Origin of the sequence: Luteibacter sp. dw_328, assembly GCF_018449605.1 — a bacterium.
Lineage (GTDB): Bacteria > Pseudomonadota > Gammaproteobacteria > Xanthomonadales > Rhodanobacteraceae > Luteibacter.
On the sequence record NZ_JAAVUW010000003.1, the window covers coordinates 319,504 to 341,192 of the forward strand.

Sequence of the window (21,689 nt, forward strand, 5' to 3'; positions counted from 1 at the left end):
TTTCCGTCGGGGGCAATACAGTGAAGGGGCGGGAGTATGGATACACGCATCGCGTGGCGGAACATCCGCTGGGACAAGGGCCGCGACCAGGCCCTGGCCGTCTATCGGTCGCGCCGCAGCCGGCGCATCGGGCTCGGCGTCCTCATTGCCGTGATCCTCTTTGGCTTGCTGGGCTTCCTTGCCGCACCGTCGCTCATTCGCTCACAGATCGCTTCCCGCGCCAGCACCGCGCTCGGACGTCCGGTCACCGTCGGCGATGTCAGTCTGAACCCGTTCACCCTGAAGCTCGTCATCGAGCGCCTGCACATCGCCGAGGCCGACGGCCATACCGCGTTTGTCGAAATCGACCGGCTCACCGCGAACGCCTCGTGGGCATCGCTGTTCCGGGCGGCACCGATCCTCGACGAATTGCGCATCGAGTCGCCGCGCGTGCACCTCCAGCGGACCGCGCCGCAGCGCTTCAACTTCACCGACATCCTCGAGCGTCTTTCGAGCCAGCCGGCGGCGCCGGATACGGGTCCAGCGCGTTTTGCCGTGTCGAACATCGCCCTGCACGGTGGTCAGATCGATTTCGACGACCGCCTCCTGAATGCGACGCATCGCGTCGATCACCTCGAGCTCGGCATCCCCTTCATCGCGAGCCTGCCCAGCGACACCGACATCTTCGTGCAGCCGCTGCTGGCAATGAACGTCGACGGCAGTCCGCTGAAAGCGCAGGGCCAGACCAAACCCTTCGCCAGCAGCCGCGAGTCGTCGATTACGTTCCGGCTCGATCACCTGGACCTCGCCCGCTACGTCGGTTTCGTTCCCACGCCGCTGCCCGTCGCCGTGCCGAGCGGCAAACTTTCCGGGGTCCTGGCCCTGAACTTCGTGATGGCCGAGGCGCATCCCAGCATCCGCCTCAACGGCCGGCTGGCGCTCGACGAACTGAAGGTCACCGGTAGGGACGGCGCGGCGTTGCTGGAGCTGGGCCATGGCGACGCGGACCTCACCGTGCTCGAGCCGCTCACGTCCCGTTATCGGCTCGGCGCGGTGACCCTCGAACGCGCATCGGTGCGCTATGCGAGCCTGCCGGGTGGCAGGAGCAATATCGACGCACTCACGGCATCGGGCCCGGCGACGCACGCGCCCCCTTCCGATGCCAAAGCGGCGCCCATGGATGTGCGCATCGACAGCCTCACGCTGAAGGATTCGCACCTCCAGTATGCGGACCTCTCCGGGCCTTCGCCCGCCCACCTGGATCTCGACCACATGCAAGGCAGCTTGCGTGGACTGAGCACGGTGAAGGCGCAGGCGGCGATGCTGGACGTGTCGGCGCAGATGGCCGGTGGCTCCGTGTCGACGCAGGGTAAGGTGGATCTACCCGCAGGCAGCTTCCTGGGCAAGCTCACCCTCAAGAATGTCTCGCTGCCGGCGCTGATGCCGCTGGCACCGCCCCTGCTCAACGCCGATATCACCGGGGGCAACGTCGGCGCAGAAGGTACCCTGGCGCTAGGCTGGCACGATGGCGTCACGCTTCGCCTCACGAACACCAAAGCCCGCCTGGACGAATTTACGCTCGTACCACGCGGCGGCCGCGCCTCGCCGGTCACGTGGACGTCGCTGTCGGCAACGATCGCGCTGGTCGACCTCGCCACCCGCGAAGCCCGCGTGGACGAGCTGCTGCTGGGGGGCCTGGCTCTCGACGTGCAGCGACTGGTCAACGGCAACGTCGACCTGGCAAGTGTGATGCCGCCCTCCTCGTCGGCCGCCCACCCCGCCGGCTCGGACTGGCACTGGAGCGTCGCCCATCTGGGCCTGAACGATGGCAAGCTCAGCCTGCGCGACGCGAAGACGCCGGGTAAGCGCAGCGCGGTGACGATGACCGCGAATGCCTTCAGCGTCGATGGACTCTCCGACGATCTTCGCAAGCCGCTCAAGCTCGATCTCAAGGGCGCACTCGGCGACGGCAGCTTCGCCGTCGTCGGTACGATCAAGCCCGAACCGCTGGATGCCGATCTGAAGATCCAGGGCACGCGTATCGACGTGGCGCCACTGCAGACCCTGGTGACCGTGCCGCTCAACGTTCGCGTGGGAAGCGGCCTGCTCAGCCTCGACGGCCAGGTCCGCTACAGCGCGCTGAAGGACACGGCGCGGATCGGCTATCGCGGAAAGGCGACGCTGGGTCGCGTACGCGTGCTCGACAAGGTCACCAACGACGACTTCCTCCGCTGGACATCCCTCAGCGCCAGCAACATGGTTGTCGCCCTCGGCGACGGCGTGCCTCGCGTGGCGATTGGCGGCCTGGCACTGGACGATTTTTACGCCCGCGTCATCGTCAACGCGACGGGGCGGCTCAACGTGCAGGATGTCGTCGCCAATCCCGAAGCGCCGGGCGCCGTGTCGGTGACCCAGGCCCAGGCGAATCCCGCACCGAAGACGGCACCCGCCGCGGCGCCGGTCCCGGTCCCCGGCGCTAGCGGACCCGATGCCGATATACGCATTGGCCAGATCACGCTGACCCGCGGCCAGCTGAACTACACCGACAATTTCATCAAGCCGAACTACACCGCGGATGTCACCCAACTCACCGGCAAGATCGGCGCGTTCGGCACGGCGGGGGGCGCCCCGCCCGCCGCGCTTACGCTGCAGGGTCAGCTGGACAGCAATGCACCGGTCGACATCGAGGGAACCATCAATCCGCTCGCGCCGGTCGCCTTTCTCGACATCACGGCGAAGGCCGAAGGCATCCAGCTCACTAACCTGTCGCCCTACTCAGGCAAGTACGCGGGGTACCCGATTGCCAGCGGACGGCTCAACGTCGATGTGCATTACACGCTCGACCAGCGCAAGCTCGCCGCGGACAACCACATTTTCATCGACCAACTCACCTTCGGCGATCGCATCGAGGGACCCGGCATCAGCCACCTTCCGGTCAAGCTCGCCGTGGCATTGCTCAAGGACAGCCAGGGACGGATCGATGTCCACGTGCCGGTATCCGGCTCGCTCGATGACCCGCACTTCAGCGTCGGCGGCCTGGTCTGGCGAGCCATCGGCAACCTCATCGTCAAGGCGGTGACCTCCCCGTTCCGACTGCTCGCCTCCATCGGTGGTGGCCGCGAGGACCTCGGCTACGTGGAGTTCGCGCCAGGCTCGGACGTGCTCGACGCGGCGGCCCAGGACAAGCTCGGCCAGATCGTCAAGGTTCTGGGTGACAAGCCCTCGGTGAGTCTGGACATCATCGGTCGCATCGACATGAGCAAGGATGAATCCGGCCTGCGCAAGGTCATGGTCGAAGATCTCATTCGCAAGGAGCAAGTGAGCGCCAAGGGCGACGACACATCGGCGCCCACCGCCGAGGAACAGGACAAGTATCTCGAGCGCGCCTATCGCCACGCCGACTTTCCCAAGCCGAAGAACGTCATCGGCCTGACCAAGTCTCAGCCGCCGGAGGAGATGCGTACGTTGATGGAAACCCATATGCCGGTCGATGCCGATGCCTTGCGCCATCTGGCCGAGCGCCGTGCCAACGCGGTGCGGCAATGGCTACAGGGGAAAGTCGACGACAAACGATTGTTCGTGCTGGCGCCGAAGCTCGATCCGAAGGGGATCGACGACGGCGGGAAGACCACCCGCGTGGATTTCGGACTTCACTGACACGCCAAGGGGTTCTGCGGGTTTTCTCATCGGGCGGGAGGCCTCACAATTGAGAATTCCTCCCACCGGACTTCCGACCATGACCTATCCGGGCCAGACGCGCTTCGCCAGCGAACTCGACTCCATTCGCGAACAGGGTCTGTTCAAGAGCGAGCGCATCATCGTTTCGCCGCAGTCCGCCGAGATCGAACTCGAGGGCGGCCGCAAGGTGCTCAATTTCTGCGCGAACAACTACCTGGGCCTGGCGGATCACCCCGAAGTGATCCAGGCGGCCAAGGACGCGCTGGATACCCACGGCTTCGGCATGGCCAGCGTGCGATTCATCTGCGGCACGCAGGACCTGCACAAGGAGCTGGAAGCGAAAATCGCCGCCTTCTTCGGCAAGGAAGACACCATCCTTTACGCGGCGTGCTTCGATGCCAATGGCGGCTTGTTCGAACCGCTGCTTGGCGAAGAAGACGCGATCATCTCCGACGCGCTGAACCATGCTTCCATCATCGATGGCATCCGTCTGTGCAAGGCCAAGCGCTTCCGCTATGCGAACTGCGACATGGCCGACCTTGAAGCACAGCTCCAGGCCGCCGATGCCGCCGGAGCGCGCACCAAGCTGATCACCACCGACGGCGCCTTCTCGATGGACGGCTTCGTCGCGCCGCTCGCCGACATCACGGCACTGGCGAAGAAGTACAACGCCCTCGTCCATATCGACGAATGCCATTGCACCGGCTTCCTCGGCGACACGGGCCGCGGCTCCGCCGAGCTGCACGGCGTGCTCGACAAGATCGACATCATTACCGGCACGCTCGGCAAGGCTCTCGGCGGTGCGCTCGGCGGCTTCACCACCGGCCGTCGCGAGGTGATCGAGCTGCTGCGCCAGCGCTCGCGGCCCTATCTCTTCTCGAACTCGCTTCCGCCGCACGTCGTTGCCGCCGGCAGCAAGGTGTTCGACATGCTGGACGCCGCCGGCGACCTTCGCGACAAAGTGAAGGAAAACACGCGTTACTTCCGCGAAAAGATGACCGAGGCCGGTTTCGACATCCGCCCCGGCCAGCACCCGATCGTCCCGGTGATGATCTACGACGCCAAGCAGGCCCAGGCCATGGCCACCGCGCTACTCGACGAAGGCATCTACGTCACGGGCTTTTTCTTCCCGGTCGTCCCGCAGGGGAAGGCGCGTATCCGCACGCAGATGAGCGCGGGCCATACGCGCGAGCACCTGGACAAGGCGATTGCTGCGTTTACCAGGGTGGGCAGGCAGTTGGGTGTGTTGAAGGGCTGAGGTTGACCGGTCCGCGCTGGCGCGCGGACCGCCTCAGCGCCGCCTGAGGGCGGCGACCTCGGCATCGGAGAGGTGCCGCCACTGCCCCTTGGCCAGCTCGCCTAACACCAGGTCACCGATCGCCGTGCGCAGCAACCGCCGGACATCGAAACCCAGCGCGGCCAGTAACCGGCGGATATGCCGGTTACGCCCCTCGTCGAGGGTCACCTCCAGCCAGGCATTCCGTTCGCCCTGGCGCAGTAAGGAAACAGCCGTGGCCCGCAGCGTCTCGCCTGCCTCGACGACGCCTTCCAGCATGGCGTTAACGGTCGCCTCATCCGGCTGCCCCTCGACCTGGACGTGATAGGTCTTCGCGACGTGCGTCGCCGGTTCGGTAATACCCGCCGCCCAGACCGTGTCGTTGCTGAGCAGCAGCAAGCCCTCGCTCGCCTTGTCGAGCCGGCCGACCGGGCCGATCCACGGTAGCTTCGCGCCTTCGAGCAGCGAATAGACCGTATCGCGCCCACGCTCGTCGGCCGCCGAAACGACGAGACCGCGTGGCTTGTTCATGGCGATATAGACAGGCGCGGCCGACTCCGCAGCCGCACCGTCGAGTTCAATCCGCTCGTGCCCGGCCATCGGAAACTCGGGGTCGCGGATGATCTTGCCATCCACGCGGACCCTGCCCTCACGGGCAAGCTTCTCGCCTTGGCTACGCGAGCAGATGCCGCGCTTGGACAGCACGCGGGCAAGGCCGAAAACGGGTGTCGCAGGACGGCGCGACCGAGGACCGGGCGCGTAAGGAGGCTGACGGGGCATCGACATAGGATACCGCCCGGCCGGAACGGCAGACAAAAAAAACGGCATGCCGGAGCACGCCGTTTCGGAAATAGTCGTTGAAGGGCTTCCGTCAGATCTTTGCGATACCTTCGGGACGCTTGGCGCCGACGAAGTGCTGGGCCCAGTAGGCCTCATTCAGGCTGTCCACGCGCACCGTCTTGCCAGCCGACGGGGAGTGGATGAACTGACCATTGTCGATGTAGATACCGACATGCGAGATGGCCTTGCCGCGGGTGCGGAAGAAGACCAGGTCGCCGGTCTTCATGTCGTTGCGCTTGACCTTCAGGCCAGCGAGGAACTGGCTGGCCGAGTTGGTCGGAAGATCGAGGCCGATGCTGTGGATGAACACGTAGCGGACGAAGCCGCTGCAATCGAAGCCGGTGGAGGGCGCACGGCCACCACGCTGGTAACGGATGTCGCGGAGCTTCATGGCGAAGGCCAGGAGCGCCTCGCGAGCATGACCGTCGACGTGGCCGGCCAGTTTTGCGGTGGCGGCGGCGACGAGGCTGTCGTCGTCATCGGCGGTCTGGTTGTCGGTATCCGAATCGGTGGAAGCGAGCTTGACGGTGGCGGCGGCCGGCGCCTTGGGCGCGGTCAGGATCGCAAGGTCGGGAATGGTGGACTGCGCGAGCGCCGTGGCGGGTGCGAACACCGGCAGATCGGTCAACAAGAGCGCTGCGGACTGGTCCAGACCCTGTGAAGGCGTGACCGAATCGGCAAAAGCAGGTGTTACAGCGGCGAAACAAATGGTGGCTAACGCGAGAGCGGTCAGTCGCTTTAAAAGCATGAGCGATAAGGCCTTTTCATCGGAAAGTTAAGCCGCCAAAGTGTGGGACGACCGTGAACGAGGGGTGAAGTTATCAAACCCCATCCATTTAGTTGTTGGCATAAAGTTAAAAAATGCCATTCCTAGGAAATATTCAGAGAAGTCGCAAGAAGTCGCGGGCTGCGAGACGGAAAACTGAATGGATATAAAGGGTTGCTTTCACATTCGTGACCAGATAAGGGGGTCGTCACGACCGCCTGACCGGTAATTACCCTTGTTGGACACCGCTAGGGCTTGGCGTTCCTTGCCCCAAAGATGGCACTGCCGATTCGCACTTCGGTACTGCCCTCACTAATCGCCAGGGCGAAGTCGCCACTCATGCCCATGGACAGCCGTTCGACGGAAAATCCTGCGTCCCGAGCCCTGTTACGCCACTGATACAGGGTCCGAAAACATCCCCGCACGACCTCCTCGTCCTCCGAGGCCTCGGCCAGGGTCATCAGCCCGCGTACTCGCAACGACGAGAACGCGCTCATCTGGTCGAGGAAGGCGAGTAGCCCGTCCGGATCCAGCCCGAACTTGCTCTCTTCCCGCGAGGTCTTCAGCTGGATAAGTACGTCGATGCCCCTGCCCTGGGCCTGTAGCGCCCTGTCCAGGGCCACGGCGAGGTCGAGGCGGTCCAATGACTGCACTTCGCTCGCGATCGCCGCTACGGGCTTCGCCTTGTTCGTCTGCAGGTGGCCGATGACAACCCAGTCCAATGCCTCGGCGGCCAGGGCCACCGACTTCGCCTGGATCTCCTGGACCTTGTTCTCTCCGAAACGACGCAGCCCCAACCCCACCGCCTCGCGCACGACCTGGGCCTCGAACGTCTTGCTCACCGGAAGCAGGGTCACCTCGGCCGGATCGCGCCCGGCTTGCACACAGGCCGCCCCGATCGCCGCCCGCACGGCCGCAAGGCGGCCGTCGAGCGTGGCGAGGTCCGCGGTCATGCCTTCGAGGCTTCCTGGAAGTGACGTGCCACCACGTCGGCCACCACCATGCTCACGCGCTTGCCCGTGGGAATGTGCAGGAATTCGTTCGGACCGTGGGCGTTGGAATGCGGGCCGAGGACGCCGGTGATGAGGAACTGCGCCTGCGGGAACTTCTCACCGAGCATGCCCATGAAGGGGATGCTGCCACCCTCGCCCATGTAAGCGGCGGGGGCGCCGAAGTAATGCTCCGAGGCGCGGGCGACCGCCTCCTCAAGCCACGGCGAAAGGGCCGGCGCATTCCAGCCACTGCCGTCCTTTTCCAGGTCGAAAGTGACCTTGGCGCCGTACGGCGGATCCTTCTCGAGCAACTGCTTGAGGAACTTGCCCGCCTCGGCACCGGACAGCGTCGGCGGAACGCGCAGGCTCAGCTTCACCGCTGTTTTCGGGCGCAACACGTTACCGGCGCTGTCGAGGGCCGGCATGCCACCCACACCCGTAACGGCGAGCTGGGGGCGCCACGTGCGGTTGAGCACGAGCTCGGCTAGGTCATCGGTGACCGGCTTCATGCCCTCGACGAATGGGAACTTGTCGTAGATGTCATTGCCCAGCACCTCGGCCGAACGGCGGGCCTGGTCGACGCGCTGCGCCGGGATGTCGACATAGAGCTCCGCCGGCACGATGGCACCGGTCTGCGGGTTCTCGAGGCGGCTCAGCAGGTCGCGCAGGATGCGGAAGCTCGACGGCACCACACCGGAGGCATCGCCCGAATGCACGCCCTCTTCAAGCACCTGCACCGTCAGGTTGCCGCCGGTCATGCCTCGCAACGACGTGGTCAGCCAGAGCTGGTCGTAGTTGCCGCAGCCCGAATCGAGGCAGACGACCAGGGCCGGGTTGCCGATGCGGTCGGCGAGATGGTCGACGTAGTACGGCAGGTCGTAGCTGCCCGACTCCTCGCAGGCCTCGATCATGATCACGCAGCGCGCATGGGGCACGCCCTGATCGCGTAAGGCGAGCAAGGCCGCGAGCGAGCCGAAGATCGCGTAGCCGTCATCCGCGCCGCCACGACCGTAAAGCTTGTCGCCCTTGATGACAGGCGTCCACGGACCGAGGTCATCGGCCCAGCCGGTCATCTCCGGCTGCTTGTCGAGGTGGCCATAGAGCACAACGGTTTCATCCGTGCCTGCGCCCTGTACGCCCTGTGCCGGCACGTCGATGTAGATCAGCGGCGTGCGGCCTTCCAGACGCACGACTTCGAGTGAGGCGCCTTCGAGGGCACCCAGCTTCGAGCGTGCCCAGGTCTCCATGAGGGCCACCGCCTGGTCCATGTAGCCATGCTCGCGCCACTTCGTGTCGAACATCGGCGACTTGTTGGGGATGCGGATGTACTCGACCAGCTGCGGGACGATTTCCGCGTCCCAAAGGCCGCTGACGAAGGAGGAAATGCGGGAGGTATCCATGGCGAGGGGGACTCGTGAGGTCAAAGCGGGATTGTAACAGCGCCTCGTCGGGGCGCCGACAGGGTGGCCCCACCCAAGGTAGGCGCGGGAGCCGCGCACGCCGCGTCGGGCGCGCACATCGAGTACGTCACCCCGCCGGTTCGCCGGTTCCGGACCGCGGCGCAGAGTGCTTCGGCGTCATCCGGCGCATTCAACCAGGAGGCTTTATGAAACCCCTCGCTCTCACCCTCGCCCTGACCGCCCTGCTTTTCGCCATGCCCGCCGTGGCCGGCACGCCGGTCAACATCAATACGGCCGATGCCAACGCGCTCGCCCAGTCCCTCGATGGCGTGGGGCTCGCCAAGGCCCAGGCCATCATTGCCTGGCGGGAGGCCAACGGCGATTTCGACAGCGCCGACCAGCTCACGTCGGTCAAGGGCATCGGCCAATCACTGGTCGACCGCAACCGGGAATCCATCCTCGTCGACGCCGCCAAGCCGACGAAAAAGACCCGTCCCGCCCGCCCGGCGAAGGCCAACACCGCCAGCACGGACGACTGACGACCCGGCCCACCCCCTTCCGTCGCCGGCCGAACGCGCTACACTCGCGCCCCGTGCCGGCGGCGCTTTCTCGCCCTGCCGGTGGGAACAGGGGCCAGATGATCCGATGATCCTGCCGCGTTACCGTATCGCCGCTTCGGGCATTCCCGGGGCTGGCAAGGGCTTGTTCGTCGACGAACCCGTCGACGCCGGACGCATCGTCACCGCGCCCGATGCCATCGACCGTACGCACTCCTGGGCGGACATCCTCGCCACGCCGGCCCTGGCCGCCAACCAGTACGCTGCGGCCCGCTGGTTTGAGGACCGCTACACCGTTTCGCCCGAGTGGCCAGACGAATGTTTCGTCAACCACAGCTTCGAACCGACCGGAATCTGGCATCTGGGATTTATTTTTGCCGCGAAGAACCTACCGCAAGGCACTGAAATAACAGTTGATTATCGGCATCTCCTTCCGCCAAATGAGAACGAGAGCTTTAATGACGCGGCAACTGGTGAGAAAATAACCGGCTTGTCCTGGCAGGACAGTCTCGCGCTGAGCACGCGCGCCCTAGCCGCCCTGCTCGGCTGATTCCTTGGTCACTTCGATGGCAATGTCCGATATCCCTGTTCTGGAAACGCCGCGCCTGCGGCTTACCGCCCTCACCGAACGCCACTTCGACGACTACGCGAAAATGCTCGCGGACGCCGAAAGCACGCGCTGGATCGGTGACGGCCAGCCCCTGGACCGCATGAACGCGTGGCGATCCATGGCCATGCTGCTTGGGCACTGGGCACTCCGCGGCTGCGGCATGTGGGCCATCGAACTGAGACACAGCGGCGAGTTCATCGGCCGCGCCGGCCTGATGAAGCCGGAAGGCTGGCCCGACCTCGAGCTGGGCTGGATGCTCAAGCCGGAACACCGTCACCACGGCTACGCCACGGAAGCCGGTGAAGCCATCCTCGCGTTTGCATGGAACGAGATGCACGCGCAGCGCGTGATCAGTCTCGTGCGCATCGGCAATGAAGCCTCCGACCACGTGGCCGAGCGTCTTGGCGGCGAGCACATCGACAACATCGATTTCCTCGGCGGCGCGACGCATCTGTTCGCTTACTACCCGCCCCATCGCGAAGTCCGCCGCGCGAGCTGATCGCACGCACGGCGGCAACGCCCGCCATCAAAGGGCCGGCGCGAAATCCGTGCGACGGCGGCGGTGTGCCGGATTGACCGCAGCGATGCCCGCCAGGGCGAGCAAGCGCGCCGTGCGCATCCACGCAATCACGATCACGCCCGCCTGCACGATCAGGAACGCGACGAAGAGGCCGCCTCCCACCGCCACCGTGTGGCCCCGCCACGCCGCGATCAATACAGCCAGCGCCATGCCGACGAGAGTGATCACGAGGTAGACCAGCAAGCTGGCGAACGGCCGCCGAACGAACTGCATGAATCCGCGACCGAGCGCCCGGAACGCCGAACGCAGCCCGATATCGGCAACGAACTGGGCACGCGCCGATTCGACCACCGCCTGTGCGATCACGAAGAACAGCAAGGCGACGGCGAGTGCACCATGCGAGTACATGTCGGCCGTGGCGGGAAGCAGTGCCGTGTCGATCCTGTCGTCCGCGAAGGACGATGCCGCTTTCGCTATGAGGGCGAACAGGCCGTAGGGAATCAAGGCCAGCAAAAGCAACCGCAGCATGCGGCCGTACTCGGTCGCGCCGCCCTGTAGCAGGCCACCAAAACTCAATGCACGCCCCGCACGTCCACCGGCCACGGCCATGCCCGTGAGAAAGGGCGAAACGGCCAGCGTCAAGATCGCGCCCGCGACGAAGGCCATGCCCATCCACGGATTGTCGCGGTTGAGCGCAACGAAGACATCGCCGAACATCAGTCCGTCGAAATGCTTCGCCCAGGCCTCGGCGTGGACGGAATGACCCAGTAGCGTATCGAGCGTGCTCCACAGCGGCAGCGCCACGACGAGCGTCGGCAACAGCGAGATGAGTATCCACAGCAGAAGCAGCCGCCATTGAAGGCCGCCGACGGCGCCGTGACCGATGGCTGCGAAAGCCGAACGTTTGGAATGGCTGTTCATAGCGTCCCCAGCATGGTGTAGATACCCTGCAGAAGGGCGGCAAAATCCGAACCCCAACGATTCGAGGCGGCATGATTTTCGTCGACGGTGCGACTGTCGTTTAGCTTGTTCGCGTCGAGATAGATCTTGCGCTCCGGGTCGAGTTCGGCCGAGGTAGCCTTGACCGGTCGGGTGAAGACAAACCGCGCCCACCGACGGTCGTCGTCCCAGCGAACGGTGTCCACCGAGCCGTTGGCGAACGTCACCTTCAGTATCTGCGGCACCTGAGAACCGTCGCGACGCACGGTCACCGTGGTCTTCCATGGAAACGGGCCCGTGCCTGGTCTTGCATCGGGATGAGCTTTCTCCCAATTCTTGCGCTGCTTCTCGATGGCTTCGTCGTTATCGTCGTTGCTCAACTCGACGCGCTTGCCGTCCTTGATCGACGTACCTGCCAGTGGGAGCACTTCGTCGCTGACGATGTCGCCGACGCGATCGTCCACGGTGTCGGTGCCGTACACATACTGCTCGAAGACCTGGGCCACGACGGCAGGCTTGCCCGACGATTCAGCGAGGCTCGCCTGGAGATCGGCAATCGAGGGATGACGGAAATGCCAGGTGGCGTAGTAGTCGCGGAAGGCCTTCTCCATCACCGGTTTGCCCAGGCGCTCCTCGAGATCGTGCATGGCCGTGGACGTTCGCGAATACACCGTGGCGTAAGCCGAGCTCGACAAGCGGTCCCATGAATTCTGGCCGAGTGGATCCGCCGGATGCGCCAACGTGGCCATCATGCGCTCGAGCATGAAGCCGCCCATGGGTGCCTCGACGCCGAAGAACTTCCACATCGGCGTCGTGAGGTAGACCAGCTGGTTCCGCTCACGCAGCATGCGTCCATCCCAATACTCGTTCAGCCCCTCGTCGAGCATTGGCTCCTCGAACTCGTTCGAGGCCAGAAGCCCATAGAAATAGCCGTGTCCGAACTCGTGGATCGTCACGAAATCCAGCAGGAACTCGTTCAAGGTCTTCGGCGCAACCGGACTGTAGTTGTCGGCGGTGAAGAACGTCGGATACTCCATGCCGCCCGCTTCACTCGCGTTGAACGGCGGCACGACGGCGGTCAGCGTCTTGTACGGATACGCGCCGAGTGTCTGCGAGAAATAGGCGATCGAGTCGATCGATGCCTTGAGTACCGGCTTGGCGTCCCCTTCATACTCGGACGGGTAGATCACGCGGACTTTGACCCTCGGGCTGCCGGGGCCGGTGTACTCGCCGTCGAGCGTCTTGTAACCGGGGGCGGCCATCCAGGCGAAGTCATGCACGTCCGCCTGGATGAAATGCCAGTTGAGATCGTTACCTTCCGGCGTGGGATCGCCCTGCTGCTCGCCCACGGCGCCGACGACGTAGTCTTTGGGCACCGTCATGTGGACGTCGTACTCGCCGAAGTCCGCGTAAAACTCGCTGTTGAAGTGGAACTCGTGCACGTTCCAGCGCGGCTCCGTGGCCCCGCGCTCACCCGGCAGCTCGAGCACGCCGATCTTCGGGAACCACTGACCGACCAGATGAAACGTGCCGACGTAGCCGGTGCGCTCGATCACGCGTGGCAGTTGACTGTGGAAGTTCATGTCGAGGGTGACGCTGCCGCCCGCGGGCACCGGCTGCGCGAGATCGACGCGAACGACGGTGTGATCGGTGGCGGGACCGCCGTCCGGATGCACATAGCGCCACTTCAGCGCTGCACCGTCCTGATCGATACCGCCCAGGTCGATGTGACCCCACTCGCCTTTCTTCACCTCGGCGATGCCGCGTGAGCCGCCGTGGGCGGCAAGCACGCCACGCTCGGTAAAAAAGGTACTGCCCTGGCCCTCGAAGGCGTTGAGGTAAAGATGCAGGAACACCGCGTTCACCGGCCGATCGCTGCGATTGCGCCAGGTCAGCTGCTGCTGGCCGTCGACCGTGTGCTTCTCGGGATCGAGACGCGCCTGGATGCGATACGACACGACGCGGTCGGACAACGTCGCTTCACTGCCGGTGCGAGGGCCGCCCCAGGCCGTCGTCGCGCTGGGCGTCCTGACGAAGGCGGCGTGTGGCGACGCAAACGGAATCTCGGCGGGAAACGCCGGGACAGGCGTCGCAGCAGGTGTCGCGGCAGGCGGCGGAGGCACCCCATTCTGGGCCCAGGCAGCGGCGGCGCTTAATAACGCGCCCACCGCAACGCAACGAACGACTCTGGCTGCCTTACGGCGCATGGATCCACCCTCCCCTGTTATCCCGCGAGATTGCTGGCTGCGACCCCGGCCTGATATAGGCCAGAGGTCACGGTCGGGGAAGAAAACTCAGCCGGGGAAGGCGCGCTCACGCATCCACTTGGTCACGATCCACTTCTCCCCCCGAAGCACGGGCGCACCGCCGTGCAGGGATAGCGGATCGAGCGAGCCATCGGCGTCCGTGTACTCGAAGTACAGGGCCTGGCCCTTGCGCGGCACGTAACTGAAATCAATGCGCGGAAAGATTGTTTCCCCACCGGCTTCGACGTCGTGCAGGTACATGATCAGCGTGGACACGCGTTGGCCGCCGGTAGCAAGGTGCGGCTGGCTGCCCTTCTCGCCCGGTTCGAAGTAGTCGAAGTGCGGCAGGTATTCGCCACCCAGGCCGTAACGCATCACCTGAAGTCCTTCACCGCGGTCTTCCGGCAAGCGCATGATCGCCGCGGTACGCGCATCGATACGGCGGATCAGCTCGTTCTCGGCGCGCTGGAAATACGCGCCATCGCTGGTGCGGATGTCCATGACGGTGTTCACCCCGTCAGCGACACCCACCACCGCCGAGCGCTCGAGCCGCGGGACGGCCATGTGCATCAACGCATCGCATTCCTCGTCGCTGAGCACACCATCCAGCACGGCGATGGTCGGTCGAGCGATCCGCAGCAGGACACGAACGTCGCGATCGGGCGTATGCAGCACGTGGCCCTCAGCCAGCCGACCGTGGAACGGTGTCAGGGCCGAGGCGTGCGCCGCCACCGGGGCTACCGCGCTCCCGAACAACGCGGTGACGATGGCCTCGCGGGCCACACCTTCGTCGAACTGGTTTTCCTTCATGGTCAGGAGCAGGTCGGCCGGCGCGTTCCCTGAGGCGAGGGCATCGCGAATCCAGTCCTGCCAGTCCTGCGTCACCTTGGTGTGGAAGCGCGTTTGCAAATGCTTTTCCTGCGTCGTGGCGGTGCTTTCGGTCACATTGTGCCGTTATCGGCGGTCGACGTGGGGTGCGAGGGCACGCTGTCGCCCTCGTTCAACCATGCGAGTTTCCGTGCCCTGGGCAAGCGCTTCACCGCCCACTCGGCTTTCGAGGCGGCGGAGCGGTCGGCGAAGGCGCGCGAACCGAGCAGGCGTACCGGTGGATTGGCCCGCGTGTAGCGAGCACCCTTCCCGGCGACGTGCGCGGCATAGCGCGCGGGCAGATCGTTGGTGATCCCCGCATACCAGGCGCCGTTGCGGCATTCGATGAGATAAACGCACCACATGACGTAAGCGTACCCGCTGCCACCTACAATGGCTCGATGAACGCCCACTACGACCTGGCCGTCAACCTCCCGCTGCGAGACGCCACCGCGGAGCGCCTGGCCGCTGCCCTGGCCGCTTTTCCCGTCAATCCAACACTGCTGGCCTACCCATCGATGGAAGGCAGCCTGGGCGCGCGCGAAGCGATCGCCGGCTGGATGCGCCGTCGCTGCGGCCACGTCGTCGTCGACCCCCGCCGCCTGATCGTCACCCTCGGCGCGAGGCATGCCTTGTCCCTCGCCCTGGACGAAGCCTGCGCGCCCGGCGACACACTCCTCGTGGAATCGTCCACTTATCATGGCTTCCGGGCCAGCGCCGAGGCGCGTGGCATTCACGTCGCCGGCGTGGGCATGGATAGCGACGGCATGCTGCCGGCCGAGCTCGAACGCCTGGCCGACACGACCGGCGCGCGCTGCCTGTACGTGCAACCTACGCTGCAGAACCCGACCACCTCGACGATGCCGTTGGCACGTCGGCGCGACATCGCCACGGTGGCGATGTCGCGGGACCTGACGATCATCGAAGGCGATGTCTACTCGCCGCTGGCATGGCACGACCGCGACGAACTTCCGCCTCTCGCCGAGCTCGCGCCGGACCGCTGCCTGCACGCTGGCGGTATCGGCAAGGTGCTCGGGCCCGGACTTCGCGTCGGCTGGTTGCTGCTTCCGGATGACGCGAGCCACCAGCGCGCGGCGTCGACGATACGGCTCGCCACCGATGGACTGCCCGCCCTGTTTCCGTCCGTCGTTGCCGGCTGGATGGCGGATGGCACCGCCGACGAACTACTGGCGACCCTTGCCGGGCGGATGGTTGAACGCAACAGACTCGCCCGCGCCATCCTCGGCGGCGACCTGGTCACGGCAAACGGACTGCATGCGTGGCTGCCCTGCGGAAACGCGGCCGAGATCGAGGCGAGAGCGCTAGCGCGTGGCGTACGCGTCACGCCTTCGAAGCCCCTCGCCGCCGATGGTGAGCACGCCGTCGGCCTGCGGCTGTGCCTCGGCGCCGAGGAAGACATCGACCGTCTGGAAGCCGCCTTGCGAATCGTTGCCGCGGTTCGCTGAGCGTCAGCTCCGGGGAGCCGTCAACTTCTCGAGGGCCTTGCCGACCGCGGCAAAGGCAAACGCACCGGTAACGTGCGTGGCCGCTCCGAGGCCGCCGCCGCAGTCGAGCTTCAAGGCATCGCTACCCGGGGGCCGCACGCCACAGACGCTGCCGTCGGCCTGCGGGTATTGTACGTTCTGCATCGAATACACGGCCGAAACGCCAAAGAAACGGTCGGGGTTACGCGGGAAGCCATGCTCCTGGCGGAGCTTCTTCCGGATCATGCTGAGCATGGCGTCGTGTTCGGTGCGCGAGAGATCGCGAACCCGGATGAGGGTCGGATCGGTGCGTCCGCCGGCGGCGCCCACGGTGACCAGGGGCACCTTGCGCCGACGACACCACACAACGGTCTCCAGCTTGACTTTGAGCGCATCGCAGGCGTCGATGACCACGTCGTACTTGCGGTCGAGGAGTTCGTCCAGCGTGGATGGCGTGAGGAACCGCTCCATGGCCTCGAGCCGGATGGTCGGGCTGATGGCGTGCGCCCGCTCGGCGACCACGCCGACCTTGGGCTTGCCGTACTGGCCATCCAGGGCGTGCATCTGCCGGTTGGTGTTGGAGAGGCAGACATCGTCGCCGTCGATCAGCGTAAGCCTGCCGATGCCACTGCGAGCCAGCGCTTCGGCCGCCCACGAGCCGACGCCACCCACGCCGATGACGCACACATGCGCGTTGGCGAGGCGGTCCAGGGTGCCGCGGCCATAGAGCCGCTCGATGCCGGCGAAACGTTCGGCCTGGGCCGTACTCACGGGTGTCCCGGTCTGCGGTAATGTGCTCATTGTCTCATATTGAAAGAATGGAACCGTCCGTTATGCTGACGGTCCGGAAAGCCATGGATCACCGATGCGCGCGCTGCTTCTCGTCGTCCTGGGACTGGCCGTAGGTGCCATGGGCGCCACCTTTGCCCTGTCGGCCCTTCGTCAGGGCACACCGTTCCACAGTGGGGTGATGGCCGTCATGCAGCACCACATGGGCGTACTGCGGGGCAACGTGCGGGCGAAACAGTGCGATGCCAAGGGCAGCGCCGACCATCTGTCTCGCATGCGCGAGACGGCCGGTGATATTCGCCAGGCCTTCCCGGACATGGAACCCGCGTTCTTCCAGGCCGACGACGGCCTGCTTAAAGCCCTCGACGGTGCCGTCGCCGCCGCGCCTGGCACCTGCGAGGCCCTCGTCGCTGCCTTGAAACCCGTGGGGGACGCCTGCCAGTCCTGCCACCAGCAATTTCGCTGAGATGACGGGAACCCCTCCCGAGAGGCCCGCTGGCTTCATACGCATGCAGTGGTGGCTGCTGGTGCGCGCCATGGCGCGCTTCGAAACCACCATGTTCCTGCGCACGCGCTATTCGCAGCCCAAGATGGTCGCGATCGGCGTGGTCGGCAGCTTCTGCCTGGCCGTCTATTACCCGGTCTGGGCCTATCTCTTCCCGCAGCCGTACGAAAACCTGCCGATGCGCCTGGTCTGCAGCGCCACGTTCATCCCGCTGGCCTTGCTGCCCTGGTGGCCGCGCCGACTACGCACGCACCTGCCGACCTACTGGTACTTCGCCATGACGGTGGCGATGCCCTTCTTCGTTGGCTATATGACCCTGCGCAACGCCACGCCGGCGTGGCTCATGACCCATCTTGCCTGCGTGATGCTACTGATGATGCTGTTCGACATCGTCAGTTTTCTGCTTGTTTTCAGCATCGGAAGCCTGCTCGCCGGCCTGGTCTTCGTGCTTTCCCCCGAGGCGCACCTGCACACGCAGACGATGCTCGAGTACCTGCCCCTGCTGTTATTCGGCATGGTCGGAGGCGCCACCTGCACGGTCTCCTCGACGATGGCCGAACAGTCGCGCATCGAAGCGCTGACCGCCGCCTCGAACAACATCGCCCACGAACTGCGCACGCCGCTCGGCTCACTGCGCATCGCCGCGCGCGCCGTCGCCCGCTTCATGCCCGACCTCATCCGCAGCCATCGCCTGGCCGAGGGCGAGGGCCTGCCCGTTCCGGAACTGCGCGCTCAAAACCTGCATGCGCTGGAGCGCAGCATCGGCGTCATGGAGCGCGAGGTGACCTACGCGAACACGATCATCGACATGCTGCTGCTCTCCGCCCGACCGATCGGTGAGGTGCCACTGATTCCCCTCACCGCCCGCGAATGCGTGGAGCAAGCCCTGCGCCGCTTCCCGTATGGCTCGCGCGCGGAACGCGAGCGGATCACCCTGTCACCCACGGGCGACTTTCGGCTCCTCGGCGAGGAGAGCCTGGTGGTCCACGTACTGTTCAATTTGCTGCGCAATGCACTTTTTCATACCGATCGGGCGGGCAAGGGCGACATCGGCGTGTTCATCGAGCCCGGCGAGCGGGCCAGCCGCATCCGTGTCCATGACACGGGTCCGGGCATCCCGCCGGACGTCGTTCCCCGTATTTTCAACCGCTTCTACTCGTATTCGAGCGATAGCCCGGGAACCGGATCGATCACCGGGCTAGGAATAGGTCTCGCTTTTTGCCGCGCGGCGATGGAGCATATGGGAGGTGGCATCGTCTGCCGAACCAATCTGGGTGAATTCACCGAATTCACCCTAACCTTTCCGCATGCGGAGACCGGGGACCGGCAGTGATGACGTTGAACTCGCAGGGCGATATCCAGCCCTTCCACTTCCCAACAACGACCTTCCTCGTGGATGACCACGAGGAGTACCTCGATGTCGTGCCTCTCCTGCTCGATCCGATGGTCCGTGTGCGCACCTTCAGTTCGCCGCGCAGCGCGCTGGCCACCCTGGGCAACAATGGCAGCCGCCCCGTTCCCGGCGGCGGCTGGCTGTATCGCTGGAAGGACCGCCCGTCGGAAACACAGGAACTGGTGGCGCTCGATATCGACTCGATCCACCGGGTGGTTTACGACCCCGAGCGTTTTGCCGAGATTTCCGTGGTGGTGGTCGACCAGGCCATGCCCGAGATGGACGGCATCACCTTCTGCAAGCGCTTGCCGAATCCGCATATCGGCAAGATCCTGCTGACCGGCCGCGCCGACGACGCCACGGCCATCGACGCCTTCAATTCGGGCGTGATCGACCGCTTCATCCGCAAGAACGACCCGCTAGCCATCGAAAAGCTGCAAACGGCCATCACCGAGCTGCAGCGCCGCTATTTCGAACGCGCCAGCGCCTTTGTCGCCGAAACCCTGGCACTGGGCAATTTCCGTTTCCTGCGTGACCCGGCCTTTCGCGAAGTGCTGCAGAGCGTAACCGCCACCTTCCAGCCGGTGGAGTGCTACGTGCACTGCAATCCGACCGGCCTGCTGCTGATCGACGCCTGGGGTATCGGCCGCTTCCTCCTCGTCCAGACCGACGAGGACCTGCGCACCCACTATGAAATTGCGGCAGATCTCGGCGCCCCCCAGACCGTGCTCGACGCCCTCCGCGGTGGCGAAGCCCTGCCCTGGTTCCGCTCGCGCGACGGTTTCTACCACAAGGGCGTGGAGAATCCGGAAGCCCACATGTACCCCGCCACCGCAGTCTCCGGCGAACAGTGGTACTACTACGCGCTGATCGACGACGTGGAGCGCTTCCGGTTGCAACACATCAAGTCGTACCGGAGCTGGCTGCGTGAGCAGGACCTCAGCCTCTCGGCCGACAGCCGGCCGCGCTTCATCTAATCGGGCTCGTTTCTCAATAAGGAGGACGCCTTCGTACCGGATCATCCGGTGCGTCAGGTGTCCTTTGTCGTGCGTGGTCCCACGGTCGTTCCGACGCGTGGGCGCCACGACGTCTCTCTTGGTAATGGCACGAGGCCGGCATCCGTACGCGGATTCCGTAGGACGCCTCTCTCATCTTCATGCGTCTGCCTGGGCGAGGCAGACGTGCGTGCGTCATCCGCAGGGATGTCGCCGTGGATATCGCCCATCCCCCTTGCCAGAGAGAGATAGTCATGGAAAACGTTTCCGTCCTGCATCGCATTGCCAAAGCACCGACGCTTCCTGAATTCGTTCAACGCAGGGTCGACAAATTTCACAACGAACGGGTTGCCATCGACTGGGGCGGCCGTCACATTTTGCGGGGCCGGCAATCGACGGATGCCGACCTGATGCTCCAGAGCAACGATTACCTGGCCATCGCAGGGCATCCCGCTATCGTCGAAGCGCAGCGCGAGGCGCTGGCCAGCGGCGGCCTCGGCATGATGATGTCGGCGCTGTTCCAACAACACGCGGATGACCCGCTGCATCGTGTCGAGGGTGAGCTCGCCCGTGCGGTCGGCAGCGAGGACGGCATCCTCGCCCAGTCCGGCTTTGCCGCCAACGTGGGACTTATTCAATCGATCGCGGGTGAGCGCGTACCCGTCTACGTGGACATGCTGGCCCACGCTTCGCTGTGGGAAGGCATTCGCAGCGCCGGTGCCAGGGCGGTCTCCGTCCTCCACAACGACATGACCCACCTCGAGCGACAGGTGATGCGAAATGGCCCCGGCGTCATCGTCGTCGACGCCGTATACAGCACCAACGGCAGCGTGGCACCGCTGGTCGAGATTGCCCGCGTCGCCCATGAGCACGGCTGCGTACTGGTCGTCGACGAGTCCCATTCCCTGGGTACGCATGGCGTGCGTGGCGAAGGCCTGGTGGCCAGCCTCGGCCTCAATCACCGCGTCCACTTCATCACCGCCAGCCTGGCCAAGGCGTATTGCTCGCGCGCCGGCTTCATCGCCTGCACCACGGCGTTCAAGGACTACTTCGGCTGCGAGGCCCTCCCGGCGATCTTCAGTTCCTCCCTGTTGCCCCATGAACTGGCCGGTCTTTCCGCTTCGCATCGGGTCATCCAGTCGGAGGGCTGGCGTCGCCAGCGCCTGAGGCAGGTCACGCGACGCGTGCGCAGCGAGCTGACCGAACTGGGCTATCCCATCGCCGACGGCACCGAGCAGATCGTCGCGTTCGAAGCCGGCGTGGAGATCCTTACCGGGCGCGTGCGCGACGTCATGGAACACCACGGCGTGTTCGGTTCGGTGTTCAGTGCGCCTGCCACCACGGCCAACCGCTCATTGCTGCGCCTGACCCTGAATGCAGGCATGAGCGACGCCGATGTGGAGCGTCTGATCGACGTGTGCCGCGTGGCACGCGATGCCCTGGACCTGCCTGCATGGAGTGCCACGCGCCGGTTGTCTCGAGAGGCGGCCCGATCACTGTCGACCGAAGTGGCCTGACCTCAGGCGCGGGCGCATCCCTTTGCACTCAGTGCAACGAGACGCGCCCGCGCAGGATGTCCCAGAACATCGCCCAGTCACCCATCAAGCTATACAGGGGATGCTTGAAGGTGGCGGGGCGATTCTTCTCGAAGACGAAATGCCCCACCCATGCGAAGCCGTAGCCGCCGACCAGCGCCAGCCCTAACCAGCGCAGCTGGCCGGTGGCGACGAGCATCGCCAGCGCCGCCAGCACGACCCAGCTTCCGGCGAAATGCAGGCGCCGGCAGCGGACGTCGGCGTGCTCGCCCAGGTAGTAGGGATAGAAGTCGCGGAAACTGGCAAAGCGTGCCATCA

20 protein-coding genes are annotated in these 21,689 nt (G+C 65.1%); 10 read left to right on the forward strand and 10 right to left on the reverse strand.

Going from position 1 to position 21,689, the window contains the following annotated elements:
* Positions 1-36: 36 nt before the first annotated feature.
* Both HB634_RS09235 and kbl read left to right on the forward strand, forming a co-directional pair.
* A complete protein-coding gene (locus HB634_RS09235) occupies positions 37-3,636 on the forward strand; it encodes a DUF748 domain-containing protein (RefSeq protein WP_213948362.1) in 3,600 nt (1,199 codons plus the stop codon).
* A gap of 79 nt (positions 3,637-3,715) precedes the next feature.
* Positions 3,716-4,915, forward strand: coding sequence for a glycine C-acetyltransferase (gene kbl, locus HB634_RS09240; RefSeq protein ID WP_213948363.1), 1,200 nt, complete (start codon positions 3,716-3,718; stop codon positions 4,913-4,915).
* Positions 4,916-4,948: 33 nt separating this feature from the next.
* On the opposite strand, the gene HB634_RS09245 is transcribed toward kbl, so the two are convergent.
* The 4 genes from HB634_RS09245 to HB634_RS09260 form a co-directional block, all read right to left on the reverse strand.
* Positions 4,949-5,713 (reverse strand): pseudouridine synthase, encoded by a 765-nt coding sequence (locus HB634_RS09245; RefSeq protein ID WP_213948364.1) that lies wholly within the window; start codon positions 5,711-5,713, stop codon positions 4,949-4,951.
* 91 nt (positions 5,714-5,804) lie between these two features.
* Positions 5,805-6,521 (reverse strand): C40 family peptidase, encoded by a 717-nt coding sequence (locus tag HB634_RS09250; protein ID WP_213948365.1) that lies wholly within the window; start codon positions 6,519-6,521, stop codon positions 5,805-5,807.
* Positions 6,522-6,787: 266 nt separating this feature from the next.
* Positions 6,788-7,492, reverse strand: coding sequence for a YggS family pyridoxal phosphate-dependent enzyme (locus HB634_RS09255; protein ID WP_063573292.1), 705 nt, complete (start codon positions 7,490-7,492; stop codon positions 6,788-6,790).
* Positions 7,489-8,931 carry a M20 family metallopeptidase gene (locus HB634_RS09260; RefSeq protein ID WP_063573291.1) on the reverse strand — a complete coding sequence of 481 codons (1,443 nt, stop codon included), beginning with the start codon at positions 8,929-8,931 and terminating at the stop codon, positions 7,489-7,491. Before HB634_RS09260 ends, HB634_RS09255 begins: the two co-directional genes overlap by 4 nt.
* A 206-nt stretch (positions 8,932-9,137) precedes the next feature.
* Between HB634_RS09260 and HB634_RS09265 the strand changes: the two genes are divergently transcribed.
* From HB634_RS09265 to HB634_RS09275, 3 genes are all read left to right on the forward strand, one after another.
* Positions 9,138-9,470 carry a helix-hairpin-helix domain-containing protein gene (locus HB634_RS09265; protein ID WP_213948366.1) on the forward strand — a complete coding sequence of 111 codons (333 nt, stop codon included), beginning with the start codon at positions 9,138-9,140 and terminating at the stop codon, positions 9,468-9,470.
* 106 nt (positions 9,471-9,576) lie between these two features.
* Positions 9,577-10,038, forward strand: coding sequence for an SET domain-containing protein (locus HB634_RS09270; RefSeq protein ID WP_213948367.1), 462 nt, complete (start codon positions 9,577-9,579; stop codon positions 10,036-10,038).
* A gap of 22 nt (positions 10,039-10,060) precedes the next feature.
* Positions 10,061-10,597 (forward strand): GNAT family N-acetyltransferase, encoded by a 537-nt coding sequence (locus HB634_RS09275; RefSeq protein ID WP_063573437.1) that lies wholly within the window; start codon positions 10,061-10,063, stop codon positions 10,595-10,597.
* A gap of 27 nt (positions 10,598-10,624) precedes the next feature.
* Here the strand turns inward: HB634_RS09275 and HB634_RS09280 are convergent, their stop codons facing one another.
* The 4 genes from HB634_RS09280 to HB634_RS09295 form a co-directional block, all read right to left on the reverse strand.
* Entirely contained in the window at positions 10,625-11,539 is a 915-nt protein-coding gene (locus tag HB634_RS09280) for a hypothetical protein (protein WP_213948368.1), read from the reverse strand.
* Complete coding sequence (locus HB634_RS09285; RefSeq protein ID WP_213948369.1) at positions 11,536-13,764, reverse strand: M1 family metallopeptidase; 2,229 nt, start codon at positions 13,762-13,764, stop codon at positions 11,536-11,538. Before HB634_RS09285 ends, HB634_RS09280 begins: the two co-directional genes overlap by 4 nt.
* 87 nt (positions 13,765-13,851) lie before the next feature.
* Complete coding sequence (locus HB634_RS09290) at positions 13,852-14,712, reverse strand: 2OG-Fe(II) oxygenase (protein ID WP_255548460.1); 861 nt, start codon at positions 14,710-14,712, stop codon at positions 13,852-13,854.
* Between the two features lie 32 nt (positions 14,713-14,744).
* Positions 14,745-15,035, reverse strand: coding sequence for a GIY-YIG nuclease family protein (locus tag HB634_RS09295; protein WP_063572775.1), 291 nt, complete (start codon positions 15,033-15,035; stop codon positions 14,745-14,747).
* A 36-nt stretch (positions 15,036-15,071) separates the two neighbouring features.
* Between HB634_RS09295 and HB634_RS09300 the strand changes: the two genes are divergently transcribed.
* Positions 15,072-16,136, forward strand: a complete 1,065-nt coding sequence (locus HB634_RS09300; protein WP_213948370.1) for a PLP-dependent aminotransferase family protein — start codon at positions 15,072-15,074, stop codon at positions 16,134-16,136.
* Positions 16,137-16,139: 3 nt separating this feature from the next.
* Here HB634_RS09300 and HB634_RS09305 read toward each other — a convergent pair whose 3' ends face one another.
* On the reverse strand, positions 16,140-16,925 hold the full coding sequence (locus HB634_RS09305; RefSeq protein WP_345777476.1) for a tRNA threonylcarbamoyladenosine dehydratase: 786 nt from the start codon (positions 16,923-16,925) through the stop codon (positions 16,140-16,142).
* Between the two features lie 94 nt (positions 16,926-17,019).
* Here HB634_RS09305 and HB634_RS09310 point away from each other — a divergent pair, with 94 nt between their 5' ends.
* From HB634_RS09310 to cqsA, 4 genes are all read left to right on the forward strand, one after another.
* The gene (locus tag HB634_RS09310; protein WP_213948372.1) at positions 17,020-17,409 is read left to right on the forward strand and encodes a cytochrome c; all 390 of its coding nucleotides are present in this window, start codon (positions 17,020-17,022) and stop codon (positions 17,407-17,409) included.
* A 43-nt stretch (positions 17,410-17,452) separates the two neighbouring features.
* Positions 17,453-18,781: a HAMP domain-containing sensor histidine kinase gene (locus HB634_RS09315; protein ID WP_197478361.1), complete on the forward strand. Its 1,329-nt coding sequence runs from the start codon at positions 17,453-17,455 to the stop codon at positions 18,779-18,781.
* The gene (locus tag HB634_RS09320; RefSeq protein ID WP_052767135.1) at positions 18,781-19,818 is read left to right on the forward strand and encodes a response regulator; all 1,038 of its coding nucleotides are present in this window, start codon (positions 18,781-18,783) and stop codon (positions 19,816-19,818) included. Before HB634_RS09315 ends, HB634_RS09320 begins: the two co-directional genes overlap by 1 nt.
* A 272-nt stretch (positions 19,819-20,090) precedes the next feature.
* Positions 20,091-21,353, forward strand: a complete 1,263-nt coding sequence (cqsA, locus tag HB634_RS09325; RefSeq protein ID WP_063572143.1) for an alpha-hydroxyketone-type quorum-sensing autoinducer synthase — start codon at positions 20,091-20,093, stop codon at positions 21,351-21,353.
* Positions 21,354-21,381: 28 nt separating this feature from the next.
* Here cqsA and HB634_RS09330 read toward each other — a convergent pair whose 3' ends face one another.
* Positions 21,382-21,687 carry a DUF962 domain-containing protein gene (locus HB634_RS09330; RefSeq protein WP_063572144.1) on the reverse strand — a complete coding sequence of 102 codons (306 nt, stop codon included), beginning with the start codon at positions 21,685-21,687 and terminating at the stop codon, positions 21,382-21,384.
* Positions 21,688-21,689: the final 2 nt, after the last annotated feature.